The 19,079-nt window shown below is 42.1% G+C and carries 13 protein-coding genes, 2 tRNA genes and 3 rRNA genes; 6 read left to right on the forward strand and 12 right to left on the reverse strand.

Going from position 1 to position 19,079, the window contains the following annotated elements:
* The first annotated feature begins 385 nt into the window (after nt 1-385).
* Nucleotides 386-1,729, forward strand: a complete 1,344-nt coding sequence (locus FPL17_RS10805; protein ID WP_159885011.1) for an anthranilate synthase component I family protein — start codon at nt 386-388, stop codon at nt 1,727-1,729.
* 14 nt (nt 1,730-1,743) lie between these two features.
* Here the strand turns inward: FPL17_RS10805 and hisC are convergent, their stop codons facing one another.
* Together hisC and hisD are read right to left on the reverse strand one after the other, a co-directional pair.
* Complete coding sequence (gene hisC, locus FPL17_RS10810; RefSeq protein ID WP_159885013.1) at nt 1,744-2,829, reverse strand: histidinol-phosphate transaminase; 1,086 nt, start codon at nt 2,827-2,829, stop codon at nt 1,744-1,746.
* 159 nt (nt 2,830-2,988) lie between these two features.
* Nucleotides 2,989-4,281 (reverse strand): histidinol dehydrogenase, encoded by a 1,293-nt coding sequence (hisD, locus tag FPL17_RS10815; RefSeq protein WP_159885015.1) that lies wholly within the window; start codon nt 4,279-4,281, stop codon nt 2,989-2,991.
* Nucleotides 4,282-4,529: 248 nt separating this feature from the next.
* On the opposite strand from hisD, the gene FPL17_RS10820 reads away from it, so the two are divergent.
* Nucleotides 4,530-4,961, forward strand: a complete 432-nt coding sequence (locus tag FPL17_RS10820; protein WP_159885017.1) for a carboxymuconolactone decarboxylase family protein — start codon at nt 4,530-4,532, stop codon at nt 4,959-4,961.
* A 5-nt stretch (nt 4,962-4,966) separates the two neighbouring features.
* Nucleotides 4,967-5,839 (forward strand): sigma-70 family RNA polymerase sigma factor, encoded by an 873-nt coding sequence (locus tag FPL17_RS10825; protein ID WP_159885019.1) that lies wholly within the window; start codon nt 4,967-4,969, stop codon nt 5,837-5,839.
* A 45-nt stretch (nt 5,840-5,884) separates the two neighbouring features.
* Here the strand turns inward: FPL17_RS10825 and hisG are convergent, their stop codons facing one another.
* The 10 genes from hisG to FPL17_RS10875 all read right to left on the reverse strand — a co-directional run bounded on the left by hisG (nt 5,885) and on the right by FPL17_RS10875 (nt 15,885).
* Nucleotides 5,885-6,574 (reverse strand): ATP phosphoribosyltransferase, encoded by a 690-nt coding sequence (hisG, locus tag FPL17_RS10830; RefSeq protein WP_159885021.1) that lies wholly within the window; start codon nt 6,572-6,574, stop codon nt 5,885-5,887.
* Nucleotides 6,571-7,830: a UDP-N-acetylglucosamine 1-carboxyvinyltransferase gene (gene murA / locus FPL17_RS10835; protein ID WP_159885023.1), complete on the reverse strand. Its 1,260-nt coding sequence runs from the start codon at nt 7,828-7,830 to the stop codon at nt 6,571-6,573. Before murA ends, hisG begins: the two co-directional genes overlap by 4 nt.
* A gap of 6 nt (nt 7,831-7,836) precedes the next feature.
* Complete coding sequence (gene ibaG, locus FPL17_RS10840; RefSeq protein ID WP_005151378.1) at nt 7,837-8,088, reverse strand: BolA family iron metabolism protein IbaG; 252 nt, start codon at nt 8,086-8,088, stop codon at nt 7,837-7,839.
* A 137-nt stretch (nt 8,089-8,225) separates the two neighbouring features.
* The gene (gene hpf, locus FPL17_RS10845; RefSeq protein WP_004655596.1) at nt 8,226-8,567 is read right to left on the reverse strand and encodes a ribosome hibernation-promoting factor, HPF/YfiA family; all 342 of its coding nucleotides are present in this window, start codon (nt 8,565-8,567) and stop codon (nt 8,226-8,228) included.
* A gap of 172 nt (nt 8,568-8,739) precedes the next feature.
* Nucleotides 8,740-10,188 carry an RNA polymerase factor sigma-54 gene (locus FPL17_RS10850; RefSeq protein WP_159885025.1) on the reverse strand — a complete coding sequence of 483 codons (1,449 nt, stop codon included), beginning with the start codon at nt 10,186-10,188 and terminating at the stop codon, nt 8,740-8,742.
* Nucleotides 10,189-10,484: 296 nt separating this feature from the next.
* Nucleotides 10,485-10,599, reverse strand: a 5S ribosomal RNA gene (gene rrf, locus FPL17_RS10855).
* 205 nt (nt 10,600-10,804) lie between these two features.
* A 23S ribosomal RNA gene (locus FPL17_RS10860) occupies nt 10,805-13,697 on the reverse strand.
* Between the two features lie 383 nt (nt 13,698-14,080).
* A tRNA-Ala gene (locus FPL17_RS10865) sits at nt 14,081-14,156 on the reverse strand.
* A 55-nt stretch (nt 14,157-14,211) separates the two neighbouring features.
* A tRNA-Ile gene (locus tag FPL17_RS10870) sits at nt 14,212-14,288 on the reverse strand.
* Between the two features lie 59 nt (nt 14,289-14,347).
* Nucleotides 14,348-15,885 (reverse strand): 16S ribosomal RNA (locus FPL17_RS10875).
* Together the 16S, 23S and 5S rRNA genes with 2 tRNA genes alongside form the textbook arrangement of a ribosomal RNA operon.
* Before the next feature lie 564 nt (nt 15,886-16,449).
* Here FPL17_RS10875 and FPL17_RS10880 point away from each other — a divergent pair.
* The 3 genes from FPL17_RS10880 to gigB all read left to right on the forward strand — a co-directional run bounded on the left by FPL17_RS10880 (nt 16,450) and on the right by gigB (nt 19,063).
* Nucleotides 16,450-17,340, forward strand: a complete 891-nt coding sequence (locus FPL17_RS10880; protein ID WP_159885027.1) for an MlaA family lipoprotein — start codon at nt 16,450-16,452, stop codon at nt 17,338-17,340.
* A 130-nt stretch (nt 17,341-17,470) separates the two neighbouring features.
* A complete protein-coding gene (gene gigA / locus FPL17_RS10885) occupies nt 17,471-18,439 on the forward strand; it encodes an RsbU family protein phosphatase GigA (protein ID WP_005184685.1) in 969 nt (322 codons plus the stop codon).
* Between the two features lie 102 nt (nt 18,440-18,541).
* Complete coding sequence (gigB, locus tag FPL17_RS10890; protein ID WP_004804515.1) at nt 18,542-19,063, forward strand: anti-anti-sigma factor GigB; 522 nt, start codon at nt 18,542-18,544, stop codon at nt 19,061-19,063.
* Nucleotides 19,064-19,079 lie beyond the last annotated feature (16 nt).

The raw sequence follows: 19,079 nt of genomic DNA on the forward strand, positions 1-19,079 counted from the left end.
TACCTGTTTGTTATTTTATGTTCAACTCCTGTTAACTGCTTTTTAGCTACAAACCGACAAACGGCATATAAAACACTCAACCTTAATTCTTCAAAAACAATACGAATAACAACATGTAATCATTCATTATTTTTATTAAACATCATTAGAAACCAAATCAAGAATAGCATTTATTTACCATTCATCATCGTCAAAATCCTGATAAGAAGTGTTAACAAAAACGCTTTTCTATTTCTATTTTGATAAATACATCATTTATTTCATCTAAGTAATCCAGTCTAAAGTTTGCCCTCTTTCAACCTAAGGTTCCATAAAAAACAGCCCAAACTTTTTGGATGTAGTACAATTCTTTCCTCCAAATGTAGATACAAGTCTTTCTGTTTATATGTCCTATTTTGAGCAAAAACTTAACACGCCACTCACTTCTGCATTTGATCTTCTTTCTCGCCTTTATGATTTAACAGGATTGGTCTATTTATATGACCAAAATACGCCAACAATCGCCTTTTTACCTCAAGAACTTTTAGTTTCTCAAAAGTCTACGCTTCTACACTTTCAGCAAATACACTTCAATCAATATCAAATAAAATCAGAACCATCTTCACTTCTAGAGTTTTGCAAATTCAACCAATCCTCTAAGAGCAATAATATTAAGGGCTTTGCTGGAGGATATATTGGCTTTTTTAGCTATGACTATAGTGCCGATCAATTTATTGAAATTGACGCTCATCCACAGCCGAATTTTTTCTTAGGTCAATACTCAAGTTTTTTAAAATTTCAAGAAGATGCTTGGTACTTTTATAGCGACGAAGATCAAGCTGAGTATATTTATCAAGAAATTTTGAATCGGCTCGATAATCCCACACAAATTCCAGCACTTTCTTTAGAGGAAAACTGCCGTCCTCGTTGGTCTAAATCTAAATATTTAAATGCTTTTCAGCAAGTACAGGAATACATCAAAGCAGGTGATTGTTATCAAATTAACTTGACCCAAGAATTTACAGCACAGGCGCAAGGTTCACTTTTGAGCCGCGCCGATGAGTTATGGAAACTGACCCATGCACCTTATGCGGGTTATCTAAAATTAGATAATTTTGAACTATTAAGTTGTTCGCCTGAACTGTTCATCGAATTTCAAGCTGATCAAAAAATAAAAACACGTCCAATTAAAGGCACGATGCCACGCTTTGATGATCCACAACAAGATCAAATTTCCAAAGATAAACTCAGTCAATCTGAAAAAGATCAGGCTGAAAATGTAATGATTGTAGATTTGCTCCGTAATGACTTGAGTGTCTATGCTGAAACAGGCTCTGTTGAAACAACCAAATTATTTGAAATTGAAAGCTTTAATCAAGTCCATCATATGGTCAGCGAGATTACGGCAACCTTAAAAGCAGAAATCAATCCAATGCAAATGTTATTGTCTGCACTACCTGGTGGTTCAATCACAGGTGCACCGAAGATTCGTGCCATGCAAATCATTGAAGAATTAGAAGGTGCACCACGAGGTGCCTATTGTGGCAGCTTAGGTTATTTTAATTTCGATGGTACAGGTAGTTGGAATATCTTGATTCGCAGTATTCAAAAATATCAGGATCAATTATCAATGTGGGCGGGTGGTGGCATCACCATAGCTTCTGATGCAGAAGCAGAATATCAAGAATGCTTTGATAAAATTTCTGCCATGCTTGATTTACTCAATACATGGCAGATATCTGAACAGTAAGTGTCAATACAGATTTATAAAATTTGAGTTTTAAGCGTATCGACTAAACGCTGGTTTTGTTCATCTGTACCAATCGTGATACGCAAGAATTGATTAATGCGCGGCTTATTGAAATAACGCACAATAATCCCCTGCTCACGCAATTGTTGAGCCAACTGAGCAGCATCATGTTTTGGATGTGTAGCAAAGATAAAATTGGCTTTCGAAGGCAATACCTCAAAGCCCAAGGCAGTGAGATCAGTCACTAATTTTTCTCGGCTCTCAATCACTTTGGCACATTGCGCTTCAAAATAAGCTTGATCTTCAAATGAAGCCACGGCAGCGGCTATCGCAAAACGATCGATTGGATAGGAGTTAAAACTATTTTTCACAGCTTCAAGTGCCGCAATCAAATGCGCTTGTGCAATCGCAAAACCAACACGTAACCCTGCAAGTGAACGTGATTTCGAAGTGGTCTGACAAATAACCAAATTTTCATAGCGATTGACCAATTGCACCGCTGACTCAGCACCAAAATCAACATAAGCCTCATCAATCACAACCACGCGATCTGGATTTGCCTTGAGTACCTGCTCAATCTCATCTAAACCGAGCGAGATACTGGTTGGCGCATTTGGATTGGTGATGATAATACCGCCATTTTCCTGTTCATAATCCGATACATCTATTTCAAATTTTTCATTCAAAGGAATCTGCTTGGTTTGTGTCGCAAAGAACTGGCTATAAACAGGATAAAAACTATAGGTGATATCTGGATAAAGAATCGGCTGTTTCTGGATAAAAAAAGCTTTGAAGATATGTGCCAATACTTCATCAGACCCATTACCGACAAAGACTTGAGCCACATCAACCTGCTGCTGCTTGGCAATCGCCTGCTTTAAAGCCGTCGCATCTGGATCTGGGTATAGACGTAACGCATCAGCATCATCTGCTAAAACAGCTTGCACTGCTTCTACCACTTTTGGTGATGGCGGATAAGGGTTTTCATTGGTATTTAATTTGAGCAAGTTCTGAATTTTAGGCTGCTCACCGGGTACATAAGGCTCTAATTCACGAACCTCTGGACTCCAAAAACGCATTTGTTCTGCTGTAAACGTCATTTTCTATTCTCTTGTTACCCTCTCCTAACCTCTCCCAAAGGGAGAGGAGTCTTCAAACTTATTTCACATATATCGTGATAAGTCCCCTCTCTTTTTTTAGGAGAGGGTTAGGGAGAGGTTTATATTTGTTATCGTGCTAGAGCAACACACACTTCTTATTCAAACTTCATAGCGATAACGGGCTGAGCGCGCATGGGCATCAAGATTTTCTTGCACTGCCAGAACATCGGCTGCTTTTGCCAAGCTCTTCACACCCTCTTCTGAGCACATAATTAAGCTAGAGCGTTTCTGAAAATCATAAACACCGAGCGGTGAAGAAAAACGTGCAGTACCCGATGTCGGTAAGACATGGTTTGGTCCAGCACAATAATCACCAATGGCTTCTGGGGTATAGCGTCCCATAAAGATTGCACCTGCATGACGAATCTCCTGACTCATCAATTCAGCATCATCAAGACAAAGTTCTAAATGCTCAGGTGCGACCTGATTAATCAGTTCAACTGCTTCTGCGCGATCTTTTACCAACACCAATGCACCACGATTTTGAATCGATGTTTTAGCAATTTCGGCTTTTGGTAGTTCAGTTAAATGCTTTTCAATCGCAGCTTCAACTGCATTTAACAGCCTTTCATCTGGGGTAATGAAAATCGCTTGTGCAACGGTGTCATGCTCTGCTTGAGACAATACATCCATGGCTAGCCATTCAGCATTATTTTCCCCTTCGGCATACACCAAAATTTCCGAAGGTCCTGCAATCATGTCGATACCAACTTGACCAAAGACCGCACGTTTTGCGGCTGCTACAAATCGATTGCCTGGCCCTGTAATTTTATCGACCGCTGGAATAGTTTGTGTTCCATAAGCCAATGCTGCAACGGCCTGCGCACCGCCAATAGTAAACGCTCGGCTTACGCCTGCCAAATAAGCAGCTGCCAATACCAATGGATTCAACTCACCATTTGGTGCAGGAACCACCATGATAATTTCAGGAACCCCTGCAACATGTGCAGGCAAAGCATTCATAAGTACCGATGATGGATAAGAGGCTAATCCGCCAGGCACATAAATCCCTACACGATCCAAAGGTGTAACTTTTTGACCTAGGGTATTACCCAACTCATCGATATAGGTCCAACCTTCCTGCTTTTGTGCCTGATGGAACGAACGAATACGTTTTGCAGCAAGTTCTAATGCTTCACGGATTTCAACACTTAAACCATCAAATGCGGTTTTGAGCTGTGCTTGAGTCAGTTCTAAGTCAGAGAATTGATGCGCTGGATGTCGATCGAACTGTTGCGTTAATTTAAGCACATGATCATCACCATGCTGACGTACATCAGCAATAATTTGATCTACAGTTTGAATTAATTGAGGATCATTAACCGTTTCAAATGCCAAAAGTTCAGCAAATGTCTGTTTAAAATTTTGATCCTGAGTCGATAAACGTCGCATCAATTTACCCACAAGGCGAATAAGAGAGCGCTAAGTTTACTCTTTTTCAGTGTACTTGTGGGCACAATATAGGCTAAAAAATCAATCGGAAAGAGAGGGTTCTTCGATCAATCCACAATTTTTACTTTTATCCACCGAGTCAAAATATTTAAGCAACAAAAATTAATTTTTTTTATTCCATTTGTCACAAAACAAAAGGATGAGTCGTCAAATGAATACCTACGTTGATTTTAATCAGGAACACTTTAATGACGACACTCAATATTCATCCGAAAAAACATTTACCAGAGTCAATTCATCACCTCTATCAAGTCCATCAAAACATTCTCGATTCAGCTCTGATAGATCGCTCTCTTTATCATCTTGTTCTATTACGTGCCTCGCAAATCAATGGTTGTGCTTTTTGTGTGAAGATGCATATTGCTGAAGCTTTAGCAGATGGTGAAATACAATCACGTTTGGACCATTTGGTGGTATGGCGACATTGCAATGATTATACGGATCAGGAAAAAGCCGCCTTTGCTTGGGTTGAAGCACTCACGACTTTACAAGCGCTCACTGATTATGAGCCGTTACGTATAGCCCTGTTAAAATATTTCAGCGAGCCACAAATTTCAGCTTTAACTTTACTGATTGGCATGATTAATTTGTGGAATCGAATTGCAATTTCACAGCATTAACATCTATGAAAGCATCAGGCATGATTAGCCAACAAGATTTAACAATTTTTGAGACAAGCCGAACATTTCTGTTCGGTCTTGCTTATCGACTGCTGGGAACAACAAGTGATGCTGAAGATGTCTTACAAGATATTTTTATAAAATGGCAGCAGCAACCTAAGCAAGATATTCTCAATCCTCAAGCTTGGCTGACCTCTGTATGTACACGCCATTGCATTGATCTACTCCGTGCCCACCATAGATCTAGAACTGAATATACGGGAACATGGTTACCTGAACCCTATCATCATACTGAAACATTCTCAGTCGAATCCGACTATACCCTCTCCACCGCTTTCCTTTTGGTTCTTGAAAAACTTTCAGTTAAAGAGCGTGCGGCATATTTGCTACATGACATCTTTAATCTTGACTATGTTGAAATTTCGGAAATCCTTCGGGAACAACAAAGTAATTGTCGACAATTGGTAGCCCGCAGCAGAAAACGTATTGCGGATGAACCGAACGTTCTCTCGAATCACCCGACTCAACAGCAAATCAACTTACTCAATGCATTCAAGGTCGCCATTCATTCACATGACCTGAATCAACTCACACAATTACTCAGTGACGATATCCAATTTGCAGCGGATGGCGGTGGTAAAGTCTCAGCTATTCGACAGCCTTTCATTGGCCAACCGCCTATATTACGTTTCTTTGAACGCTTGCTTTTTCAGGCTTGGACAGAGCTCTCTTGGGAAATGTGCCATATCAATGGCAGTGTCGGTTTTAAACTCTATGACTCAGACCATTGTTGTGTCATGGTACTTACTTTTACTTTCAATGATCAGCAACAACTGCAAAGCATTTATTCTTTACGTAATCCAGATAAACTCAAATAAAAAGGCCAACCGAAGCTGGCCTTTTTATTCAATTCAATCTAAAACTTAGTTCTTACGTGCTTTAATGGCTTGTTCAAGTTGCGTCAAAATCGGATTTAACACCGCTTGCTTACGCTTAAAGCTCGCCTTATTGACGATTAAGCGTGAAGAAACTTTGCAAATTTCTTCTAATGGCTCTAAGCCATTGGCACGTAAAGTATTACCTGTATCAACCACGTCGACAATGTAATCCCCCAACCCAACCAAAGGTGCAAGTTCCATTGATCCGTACAGCTTAATGACATCAACCTGCTCACCAAGGCTTGCATAGTATTGACGGGTCAAATTGACGTATTTGGTTGCGATCTTTAAACGGCCTTTTGGTCGTTCCATGCCGACTTTACCCGCCGTCATCAACTTACAATTGGCAATTTTCAGGTCAAGCAACTCATAAACATGTTGCGCACCATGTTCCATCAATACATCTTTACCCGCTACACCAAAGTCTGCTGCACCATTCTCAACATAAGTCGGAACATCAGACGCACGTAGAATCAAAATACGAACTTTTTTGTGCGTAGTTGGAAAAATCAATTTGCGTGATTTATCTGGATCTTCAAGTAAATTAATACCCGCCTTTTCAAGCAAGGGTAATGTTTCCTTTAAGATACGACCTTTACTGAGTGCTAAAGTTAAACCATGATCAAAATTGCCCATTACGTCAAAATTTGGATCATCGTTTCTTAAGTCATTCATCCTTTTACTCGCTTAATCTGAGCACCTAAACTTTGCAATTTTTCTTCCACATGTTCGTAGCCACGATCGATATGGTAGATACGATCAACCAGTGTTTCACCTTCAGCAACCAAAGCAGCTAAAACAAGTGAGAATGAAGCACGTAGATCGGTTGCCATTACAGGTGCAGCCTGAAGTGTTTCTACACCTGTTACGACCGCATCATGTCCTTCAACTTGGATGTTAGCACCCATACGTGAAAGTTCTGGTACATGCATAAAACGGTTTTCGAAAATGGTTTCAGAAATCGTTGCAAAACCACGACCAATCACATTGACAGCCATAATTTGTGCTTGCATGTCTGTTGGAAATTCTGGATGTGGCAGAGTTCTAAAGCTCACAGCTTTAGGACGTTTGCCCTGCATATCCAACTCAATCCAATCATCACCACGCGTAACTTCCGCACCCATTTCTTCGAACTTATCCAATACTGCTTCTAATAATAAAGGATCAGTATGAGTAGTCTTTACTCGTCCACCAGTAATGGCAGCAGCAGCTAAATATGAACCTGTTTCAATACGGTCTGCAACAACGGCATATTCACAACCATGCAAACTTTCAACACCAGTAACGACTAAAGTATCCGTATCTAAACCTTCAATTTTAGCGCCCATCTTAATCAACATTTGCGCAAGATCGGTGATTTCTGGTTCACGAGCAGCATTACGAATCGTGGTCACACCTTCAGCGAGTGCAGCAGCCATTAAGATATTCTCGGTACCACCAACGGTCACCATATCAAAAACAACTTCACCGCCTTTCAAACGACCATCAACTGAAGCATGCACATAACCATTTTCAACTTCAATCTGCGCACCTAAAGCTTCTAAAGCTTTTAAGTGTTGATCGACTGGACGGGAGCCAATCGCACAACCGCCTGGTAATGATACTTTTGCATTACCATAACGCGCTAACAATGGACCAAGCACCAAAATAGATGCACGCATGGTTCGTACAAGTTCATATGGTGCAAACTGGTTATCTAATGTTGAAGCATCAGCACAAACCGTTTCACCTTCATAGCTCATGGTCACACCAAGACCAGCAATCAACTTAACCAATGTGTTTACATCTTTTAGATTAGGTACATTGGTTAGCTTAATCGGAGAGTCAGCAAGGATCATTGCTGCAAGTAAAGGTAAAGCTGCATTTTTAGCACCAGAAATGCGTACTTCACCTTCGAGCTTAACACCGCCCGTAATTAAAAATTTATCCATTAATATTTAAGCTCCGAAAAGGCTTGCTTTGCGCCATTCGTCTTTTGTCATTGCGCGAATCGTAACAGCGTGAACTGCACCACTCGCAATATAAGAATTTAGAGGTGCATAAACGGCTTGTTGACGAGCAACGGTACGCTTACCTTCAAACTGATCATCAACAATACGAAGGTCAAATTTCCCAGCTTGACCGCTCACTGCTACTTCTGCTTCAGGGAAAGCTTCTTTTAAAATTTGCGTGAGCTGCTCACTATTCATTACAAGGCCTCTTATACAACCATTGGTGTAAAACCAGCTATTTTACTATAACTTTTTCACATAATTCAGTAAGCAGTTTCTTTTTTTATCAATAAAAAAAGAGGCTTCACAAAAAGCCTCTTATACAAAATAAAAAATTAACTCAAAAGTGCCAGTTCATGTTGGTACGAACATTGAATTTTTCGATGTTTTGCTAGCTGGCGTTTTAATTTGTCTGTCAGTTTTCGAATTGAAGTATACATATCATCGGCTGTCGCCTGTGCAAACAGTTCTACCCCTGGCAAACGTATAATCGCTTCAGCGATATGATTTGCGCTACCTTTGTGTGAACGTTTGTCAATTTGATGATCTTTAGCCAGCTTGATTTGCATACTATTGACCTGATCTAGGTGTTTGGTCATTTGACTAAACTTTTCTTTTATATTTTCTTCAATGGCTGGTGTAATGGTTAAATGGTGCCCACGAATCGTTATTTGCATAATTCTATCCCTCACCTTTTTCTCAGGATACAAGAAAATCGCTTCAGCAAATTTAATGCACATTATCAGTGGTTCAATATCCATTAAATCATTTCAGCGATTCCTCTAGTGATCATTAAAAAAATTCATTATTCCGTAATAATGAACCCCTAGAATAGTCACACCTTGAAATTTAGATCAAGACTTTTCTTTCAGAAGATGAGGCAATATGTAACGATTCACGATATTTTGCCACCGTGCGTCGAGCCACCTCAATCCCTTCATTCTTCAACATTTCAGCAATTGCATTATCCGACAAAGGCTTACGTGGATTCTCACTTGAAACAAGTTTTTTAATCATGGCACGAATTGCCGTCGATGAAGCTTCACCACCTGTTGTTGTTCCAACATGACTAGAAAAGAAGTATTTCAATTCAAATAGACCACGTGGTGTTAGCATATACTTGTTGGTTGTTACACGAGATACGGTCGACTCATGTAATTCAACTTCTTCTGCCACATCACGAAGCACTAAAGGCTTCATCGCTTCTGGGCCTTGCTCCAAAAAAGCTCGCTGATGCTCAACAATACAGGTTGCTACTTTCAACAACGTCTTATGACGTTCATCAATACTCTTGATAAAATTCTTCGCTTCCAGCATTTGATTGCGCAGATAGACATTATCGTCACTTTGATCAGCTCGACGAATCATGCCTGAATAAAAAGAATTGATCCGTAACTTAGGCAATACATCAGGGTTAAGCTGAACTTGCCAATGTTGATCTTTCTTCGACACGACTACATCAGGAACTTGGTATTCAGATTCTTGTTGATTGAACTCTAACCCAGGATAAGGCTTCAAAGTCTTTAACAAATCAACGGCACTTTTTAATTGCTCTTTGGATAACCCTGTTTGCTTTAACAACTTATTCAAATCATTCGAAATCAATAACTCATAATATTTCAATAAATTTCTAGCTTCAGCTAGATAGGGAACTTTTTCATTAAAAGTTTCAAGTTGGATTTTCAAGCATTCTGCTAAATTTCTGGAACCGACACCAATAGGATCAAGACGTTGAATATGTTTTAAAACAACAATAATTTCATCTTGCTCAACTTCTTCCTCACTCTCCATTTCCTGTAAAAGACGGGAAACAGCAAGCAAAATATCATCCAACTCTGCATCGAGGAATCCTTTATCATCAAGAGAGTCTACGATGCAATAAGCAATCAGTTTGTCTACAGTCGAGAAATGCAAGAGATTGACTTGATCTAAAATATGCTCTTTGAGGCTCAGTTGTACCTGACGATTGTCTTCCCTTTCTTCATATTCTGGGGAGGCCAACGCTGTGGATTGATGGGTATAAATATCATCCCATTCCGTATCAACAGGTAAATCATTTGGAAGATGATCAGCATTCAGTTCAGTGGTTAAGTCTCCATTCTCTTTTTCTTCTAGTGAAGAAAGACTTTCCGTTGTACCCATATCCTCTATTTTTTCAAGTAAGGGATTACTGTCTAACTGGATTTGAATTTCTTGTTCAAGTTCTAAACTGGATAACTGTAAAAGACGTATGGCCTGCTGCAATTGAGGAGTTAACGATAAACTGTTCGCTACTTTCAATCCAACAGATAATTTCATAGTCTTTCCTTTTATTAAAATAAGCAAAAAACATGCCTATAAAAATATTTATAACATAAAGCAATGTTTCCGCATACAAGGAAAAACCTTTTCAACTGACTTATCTGTTCAAAAAACTAGCATACGTCCAATCTTTTATAATATTCATCAAAAATTGTCAGAAAGGACTTTTCTTTACACCCTCTATAAAAGCGCTAGCTCAGATTTTTCGGTTGATTCTCCTCACTACCTACTTTCTTTCGTCCACGCCATAAAAAACACCCCCAGCCGTTAGGTTGGGGGTGTTCTAATTTAAAAGCTGGCGATGACTTACTCTCACATGGCAAGTGCCACACTACCATCAGCGCTAAGAGGTTTCACTTCTGAGTTCGGGAAGGGATCAGGTGGTTCACTCTTGCTATTGTCGCCAGCAAACTGTTGTGGTGCTTTCGGGTCTTATTCACGATGTATTCATCGTATGCCTTACTTACGGTCCAAAGAGTTATTAACGGATTAGATTATTGAGTCGAAGTTTATTGCTTAGCAATCACTAAATCAAGTTCTTTGTTCAAGATCAGGTTTAACTGATCTTTTATGAATCGATTATCAGCTTTACATACAACTGCTTGGGTGTTGTATAGTCAAGCCTCACGAGCAATTAGTATTGGTCAGCTTCACACGTCACCGTGCTTCCACACCCAACCTATCAACGTCCTAGTCTCGAACGGCTCTTTAGAGGAATAAATTCCTAGGGAAATCTTATCTTGAGGTAGGCTTCCCGCTTAGATGCTTTCAGCGGTTATCCCTTCCGAACATAGCTACCCGGCGATGCGACTGGCGTCACAACCGGTACACCAGAGGTTCGTCCACTCTGGTCCTCTCGTACTAGGAGCAGATCCTCTCAAATTTCCAGCGCCCACGGTAGATAGGGACCGAACTGTCTCACGACGTTCTAAACCCAGCTCGCGTACCTCTTTAAATGGCGAACAGCCATACCCTTGGGACCTGCTTCAGCCCCAGGATGAGATGAGCCGACATCGAGGTGCCAAACACCGCCGTCGATATGAACTCTTGGGCGGTATCAGCCTGTTATCCCCAGAGTACCTTTTATCCGTTGAGCGATGGCCCTTCCATACAGAACCACCGGATCACTAAGACCTACTTTCGTACCTGCTCGACTTGTGGGTCTCGCAGTTAAGCGCGCTTTTGCCTTTATACTCTACGCGTGATTTCCGACCACGCTGAGCGCACCTTCGTACTCCTCCGTTACTCTTTAGGAGGAGACCGCCCCAGTCAAACTACCCACCAGACATGGTCCTCGCCCCGGATTACGGGGCAGAGTTAGAACCTCAACATTACCAGGGTGGTATTTCAAGGACGGCTCCATTGGAACTAGCGTTCCAACTTCAAAGCCTCCCACCTATCCTACACAAGTAAGGTCAAAGTTCAATGTCAAGCTGCAGTAAAGGTTCACGGGGTCTTTCCGTCTAGCCGCGGGTACACCGCATCTTCACGGCGAATTCGATTTCACTGAGCCTCTGCTGGAGACAGCGCCGCCATCATTATGCCATTCGTGCAGGTCGGAACTTACCCGACAAGGAATTTCGCTACCTTAGGACCGTTATAGTTACGGCCGCCGTTTACTGGGGCTTCGATCAAGAGCTTCGCTTACGCTAACCCCATCAATTAACCTTCCAGCACCGGGCAGGCATCACACCCTATACGTCCACTTTCGTGTTTGCAGAGTGCTATGTTTTTAATAAACAGTTGCAGCGGCCTGGTTTCTGTGGCTGCCAATAGCTCAGGGAGCAAGTCCCATCACCGTCAGCAGCGTACCTTCTCCCGAAGTTACGGTACCATTTTGCCTAGTTCCTTCAGCAGAGTTCTCTCAAGCGCTTTGGTCTACTCGACCTGACCACCTGTGTCGGTTTCGGGTACGATTCCTGTGTAACTGAAGCTTAGAGACTTTTCCTGGAAGCATGGTATCAGCCACTTCACTGTACAAGTACAGCTTGCTATCAGCTCTCAGCATAGAGCACCCCGGATTTGCCTAAGATGCATGCCTACTGCCTTCCACCTGGACAACCAACGCCAGGCTGACTTAACCTTCTCCGTCCTCTCATCGCATTACACAGAAGTATTGGAATATTAACCAATTTCCCATCGACTACGCCTCTCGGCCTCGCCTTAGGGGTCGACTCACCCAGCCCCGATTAACGTTGGACTGGAACCCTTGGTCTTTCAGCGAACGGGTTTTTCACCCGTTTTGTCGTTACTCACGTCAGCATTCGCACTTCTGATACCTCCAGCATACTTCTCAATACACCTTCATCGGCTTACAGAACGCTCCCCTACCACTTACGCTAATGCGTAAATCCGCAGCTTCGGCACATAGTTTTAGCCCCGTTACATCTTCCGCGCAGGCCGACTCGACTAGTGAGCTATTACGCTTTCTTTAAAGGGTGGCTGCTTCTAAGCCAACCTCCTAGCTGTCTATGCCTTCCCACATCGTTTCCCACTTAACTATGATTTTGGGGCCTTAGCTGGCGGTCTGGATTGTTTTCCTCTTGACTACGGACGTTAGCACCCGCAGTCTGTCTCCCGGATAGTACTCATTGGTATTCGGAGTTTGCATCGGTTTGGTAAGTCGGGATGACCCCCTAGCCGAAACAGTGCTCTACCCCCAATGGTATTCGTCCGAGGCGCTACCTAAATAGCTTTCGGGGAGAACCAGCTATCACCAGGCTTGATTAGCCTTTCACCCCTATCCACAAGTCATCCCCTGGCTTTTCAACGACAGTGGGTTCGGTCCTCCAGTTAGTGTTACCCAACCTTCAACCTGCTCATGGATAGATCGCCTGGTTTCGGGTCTATACCCAGCAACTAAACGCCCTATTAAGACTCGATTTCTCTACGGCTCCCCTATTCGGTTAACCTCGCTACTGAATATAAGTCGCTGACCCATTATACAAAAGGTACGCAGTCACCGAACAAGTCGGCTCCCACTGCTTGTATGCATGCGGTTTCAGGATCTATTTCACTCCCCTCACAGGGGTTCTTTTCGCCTTTCCCTCACGGTACTGGTTCACTATCGGTCAGTCAGGAGTATTTAGCCTTGGAGGATGGTCCCCCCATATTCAGACAAGGTTTCACGTGCCTCGCCCTACTCGTCATCATTGTGTGTGCCCTTTCGTGTACGGGAATATCACCCTCTACGTTCGCACTTCCCAGAGCGTTCCACTAGAACACACACAACTTAATGGGCTGCTCCCCGTTCGCTCGCCGCTACTAAGGGAATCTCAATTGATTTCTTTTCCTAAGGGTACTGAGATGTTTCACTTCCCCTCGTTCGCTTCATAAGCCTATGTATTCAGCTTATGATACCCGCCTTATAGCGGGTGGGTTCCCCCATTCAGAAATCTCCGGATCAAAGGATATTTGCCGCCTCCCCGGAGCTTATCGCAGGCTATTACGTCTTTCATCGCCTCTGACTGCCAAGGCATCCACCACATGCACTTAATTACTTGACTATACAACCCCAAACAGTCGTTAACACATACAAGTGAGTGTTATCGTTGCAAACTTAATTGCTACCATCTGTTGTCCTGTGAATTTAATCACCGTACAGCTTCAATCTAATTCATATACCAAAACGCTTGATTCAGTTAATTTGCTAGTTCTCAGATTAATTCTTCATCCAACTGCAATACTTACGTATTACCGTTAGTGTCAAATTAATCGAGTTTGAACAATTTATTTCAGACTCAATTTTCTAATCTGTTAATGATTAACTACCACCTCGTCGGTGTGTAGTAAACTGTGATAAATCACAGAACTTAATAAGCTATCTACTTACTAAATTCTATAAGCTATCTTGGAATTCAACTTTCGTTTTACATCACTTTGTAATGTATGGTGGAGACTAGGAGAGTCGAACTCCTGACCTCCTGCGTGCAAAGCAGGCGCTCTACCAACTAAGCTAAGTCCCCAGCTTATCATTTAATGAACGACATATCTTTCAATCTAAGCTACTGCAATCAGATTTGGTGGGTCTGACAAGACTTGAACTTGTGACCCCACGCTTATCAAGCGTGTGCTCTAACCAACTGAGCTACAGACCCTCAGATACATCTTCGAAGAACAACTTGTTGTGGATTCTTACCGATCGTCAATCTTTCGTTAAGGAGGTGATCCAGCCGCAGGTTCCCCTACGGCTACCTTGTTACGACTTCACCCCAGTCATCGGCCACACCGTGGTAAGCGTCCTCCTTGCGGTTAGACTACCTACTTCTGGTGCAACAAACTCCCATGGTGTGACGGGCGGTGTGTACAAGGCCCGGGAACGTATTCACCGCGGCATTCTGATCCGCGATTACTAGCGATTCCGACTTCATGGAGTCGAGTTGCAGACTCCAATCCGGACTACGATCGGCTTTTTGAGATTAGCATCCTATCGCTAGGTAGCAACCCTTTGTACCGACCATTGTAGCACGTGTGTAGCCCTGGCCGTAAGGGCCATGATGACTTGACGTCGTCCCCGCCTTCCTCCAGTTTGTCACTGGCAGTATCCTTAAAGTTCCCGACATTACTCGCTGGCAAATAAGGAAAAGGGTTGCGCTCGTTGCGGGACTTAACCCAACATCTCACGACACGAGCTGACGACAGCCATGCAGCACCTGTATCTAGATTCCCGAAGGCACCAATCCATCTCTGGAAAGTTTCTAGTATGTCAAGGCCAGGTAAGGTTCTTCGCGTTGCATCGAATTAAACCACATGCTCCACCGCTTGTGCGGGCCCCCGTCAATTCATTTGAGTTTTAGTCTTGCGACCGTACTCCCCAGGCGGTCTACTTATCGCGTTAGCTGCGCCACTAAAGCCTCAAAGGCCCCAACGGCTAGTAGACATCGTTTACGGCATGGACTACCAGGGTATCTAATCCTGTTTGCTCCCCATGCTTTCGTACCTCAGCGTCAGTATTAGGCCAGATGGCTGCCTTCGCCATCGGTATTCCTCCAGATCTCTACGCATTTCACCGCTACACCTGGAATTCTACCATCCTCTCCCATACTCTAGCTGACCAGTATCGAATGCAATTCCTAAGTTAAGCTCAGGGATTTCACATCCGACTTAATCAGCCGCCTACGCACGCTTTACGCCCAGTAAATCCGATTAACGCTCGCACCCTCTGTATTACCGCGGCTGCTGGCACAGAGTTAGCCGGTGCTTATTCTGCGAGTAACGTCCACTCTTCCTAGGTATTAACTAGGAGAGCCTCCTCCTCGCTTAAAGTGCTTTACAACCAAAAGGCCTTCTTCACACACGCGGCATGGCTGGATCAGGCTTCCGCCCATTGTCCAATATTCCCCACTGCTGCCTCCCGTAGGAGTCTGGGCCGTGTCTCAGTCCCAGTGTGGCGGATCATCCTCTCAGACCCGCTACAGATCGTCGCCTTGGTAGGCCTTTACCCCACCAACTAGCTAATCCGACTTAGGCTCATCATTTAGCGCAAGGTCCGAAGATCCCCTGCTTTCTCCCGTAGGACGTATGCGGTATTAGCATTCCTTTCGGAATGTTGTCCCCCACTAAATGGCAGATTCCTAAGCATTACTCACCCGTCCGCCGCTAAGTGATAGTGCAAGCACCATCACTCCGCTCGACTTGCATGTGTTAAGCCTGCCGCCAGCGTTCAATCTGAGCCATGATCAAACTCTTCAGTTTAAAATCATTAGTAGCTTATGGCTACAAATCTTGGCTCATCAATTTTCTGACTAAAAATTCGCTCAAATAAACTTCGAGAAATTTCTACCATTCAATCAATGAAATATTTTCGATCGATCAATCAGTAAAAATCCACACAAGTTGTTCTTCTATTCTCTTAATGATCTTCTCGATGATTCGTCATCATCAAGCTAGGTCGGCTATATTACTCTAAATTTCTTTAAAGTCAACAGGTAATTTAGATATTTTCAAAACTTATTCTCAAACCCAAAAATTTAACCCTTAAGCCAAATCCTTGTTTCTCAACAAGTTTTTATCTGCATCACCGCCGATGAATGTGCATTCTACAGCATTCCAAACCCAATACAACCCCCTTTTTCAATCTTTTTATTCGAGTGAACATTTTTAAACCAAATTCACAATTTTTCTTATATTTTTCGACCGAATTTGTTTTAATAATAGGAGAACAACTAAACTGTATGCCTTCTCTTTATGTTTTGCGTTCAGTGACGCACTCATTTTAATGGTTGTATTATTTCGCTCTAACAGCGATTAAGGACTTATATGCATTACTCCAATTTTATCTTGCTTGGGTTGTTAACTGCTGGAGCATGTTCATCAGTATTCGCACAAGAGACTCCTGCCAGTGATTCAGCCAACCAAGCGAATGCTGTAGCAACTCAAGTCACTGCTGAACAAAAGACATCAACCATTCAAGCCATTAAAGATTTAAAACATCTCACCAAGAATGATTTAAAAGTAAATGCCAATGCTGCACAGCCAGATTCAGTTAAGGATCCACTGCAACCATTAAACCGCCAAATTTATGCATTTAATGACATGTTAGACCGCAACCTATTAAAGCCAGTTGCGATTCAATATGTTGCTAAAGTTCCAGAACCTGTACGTAGCCCCTATCGCCAATTCCGTAAAAACCTAGGTGAGCCATGGAATGCTGTAAACCAGTTAATTCAAGGTCGACCTACCCGTGCTGCAAAAACTTTAGGTCGTTTTACCGTAAATACATTAACAACTTTAGGTTTTGCTGATCCTGCACGTCGTTTAGGTTTAAACACGGAAGAAGAAAGCTTCGGTGTAACATTAGGTTATTATGGTATTCCTTCTGGCCCTTATGTGATGTTGCCTTTCTTTGGTCCAAGTACTTTCCGTGATGGCTTTGGTTTGGCAGCGGATAGTTTCGGTCGCCCACAAAAATACTTATTAGAAGATCAAGATGGTATTTACTGGTCTACCAATGTATTGCAAGCCATTGATGCGCGCTCTCAGATTCTTGATATTGAAGAAAGCTTAAAAGGCGATAAATATTCAATGATCCGTGATTTTTATTTACAGCGTAAATCCTTCCAAATTGCAGAGAAACGCGGTGATGCAAATGACGTATCCTTTATTGGTGATGCAGATGATGTTGACGACGCTTCTTCTGACGATAAATGATTAAACTAAAATAATGTTTTACAAACTAATGTATTGCCAGAGAATTTAAACTCTGGCAATACTATGTATAAGGTCATCTTTCATCTATGATGAATTTTAAATGATCATACAAAGGATTGGCTATTCATCTATGTATTTCATACAACCCACGCGTTCCGTACCTTGTTTAGATCAAGCTTTAACTGAGTTACCGAGTTTGCAGATCATTCAAATTGACGATTTGGATTTGTATGATCAAACCATCATTGCGATTGCCGATGTACAAGACTTTTTAAAGTATCAGTGGAAACTTCCAACAATTGTGCTTGCATTTGAGCATGAGGGTACAGCGTTAGCTCAAGCATGGGAACAAGGTGCATTAGCAGGTTGGATTTGGGATAGTCTGCCAAAAAATCCAATTCATTCTTTGTTTAAAATAGATGCTCAATACAAACGTAATCAAGATAGCCGAGATCTACCCTCTGCTGCCGAATTACAAAAACGTCTTTTACCAAATCCAATCGAATTGCCGAATTATCAATTTGAATCCCTTTTTCAGCCATCTGCTTATTTATCTGGTGATTGGTATGATTACTGGCGTTTAAATGATGAAGAAGTATTGTTCTATCTGGCTGATGTTTCAGGACATGGTGTCACCAGCAGTTTATTAACCTCGTGGATGGCAGCTTTTCATGGCCGTTCAAAAACACCAAGTCAATTGATTCAAAAACTGAATGCAATGTTGGTGCAAGAGAATATTGAAAAACACATTACCATGGTTGCTGGGATCTTAAACTTAGTCACCCATGAAGTGCGTTGGTCAAGTGCAGGACATTACCCTCCCCCCATTATTTTTGAACCGAATCAACCGCCTCAGATTTTAACCACAAGTAGCTTCCCACTTGGCCTGACTGAAGAGCTTGAAGTTGAAGAGCACCACTGTAAATTAAGTCGTCATGCGCGGTTCATTTTATGTTCTGATGGTGCCTTGGAGCCATTCGATGGTGGCCTGAATGATCAGTTTAATCAATTGGTCGAACATCTTAAAAATGACTCATTCAAAGCCCCTGAACATGTAGCAGATGACATTGCAATTTTGAGCATATGTCGAATGAATTAATATTAAAATCAATATCTTAATTAAATCACACCTCTCAACCACTTGTGTCTCCAATATCACTATGGGATAATTTGATATCCTTTCTCTGAAAATGGCATTTATATGTCAACAGGTCATGTTGAATATGCAAGTTTGAACGGAACGCATATTTTCAAGCTTATTGGCGAAGTGCGTGCTCACTCTTGTATAAGTCTAGACAAACTACTCAATCGAATTGAACAACAGCAAAATGTTGTTGGTGCAATCGTTGACTTAACCGAAACCACGTTTATTGACAGTACTGTTTTAGGTATATTGGCAAAACTAGGTTTAAAGCTTAAGCAAGTTCATCAAATACAAGCCGTTATGCTCTCGACAAATCCAGACATTACCACCTTGGCCAATAGCATGGGGCTTGGGCAAGTGTTTGTGATTTTAAACTACTGTGGCGATCCAAGTGTATGTACCTTGGAGCTTACAGAAGAGCAAGTTACGCATAGCGCAATGCTCAACACTGTGCTCGACGCACATAAAACACTGATGCGCTTGAACGAAAACAACCAAAATATGTTTGAACCGCTGGTTAAGCAATTGCAAAAAGAGCAAGACTGCTTAAATCTCGACGTACAAAAACAAAACGCTTGATCGTTAAACTCAGTAT

It is taken from the genome of Acinetobacter dispersus, from assembly GCF_009884975.1.
GTDB lineage: Bacteria > Pseudomonadota > Gammaproteobacteria > Pseudomonadales > Moraxellaceae > Acinetobacter > Acinetobacter dispersus.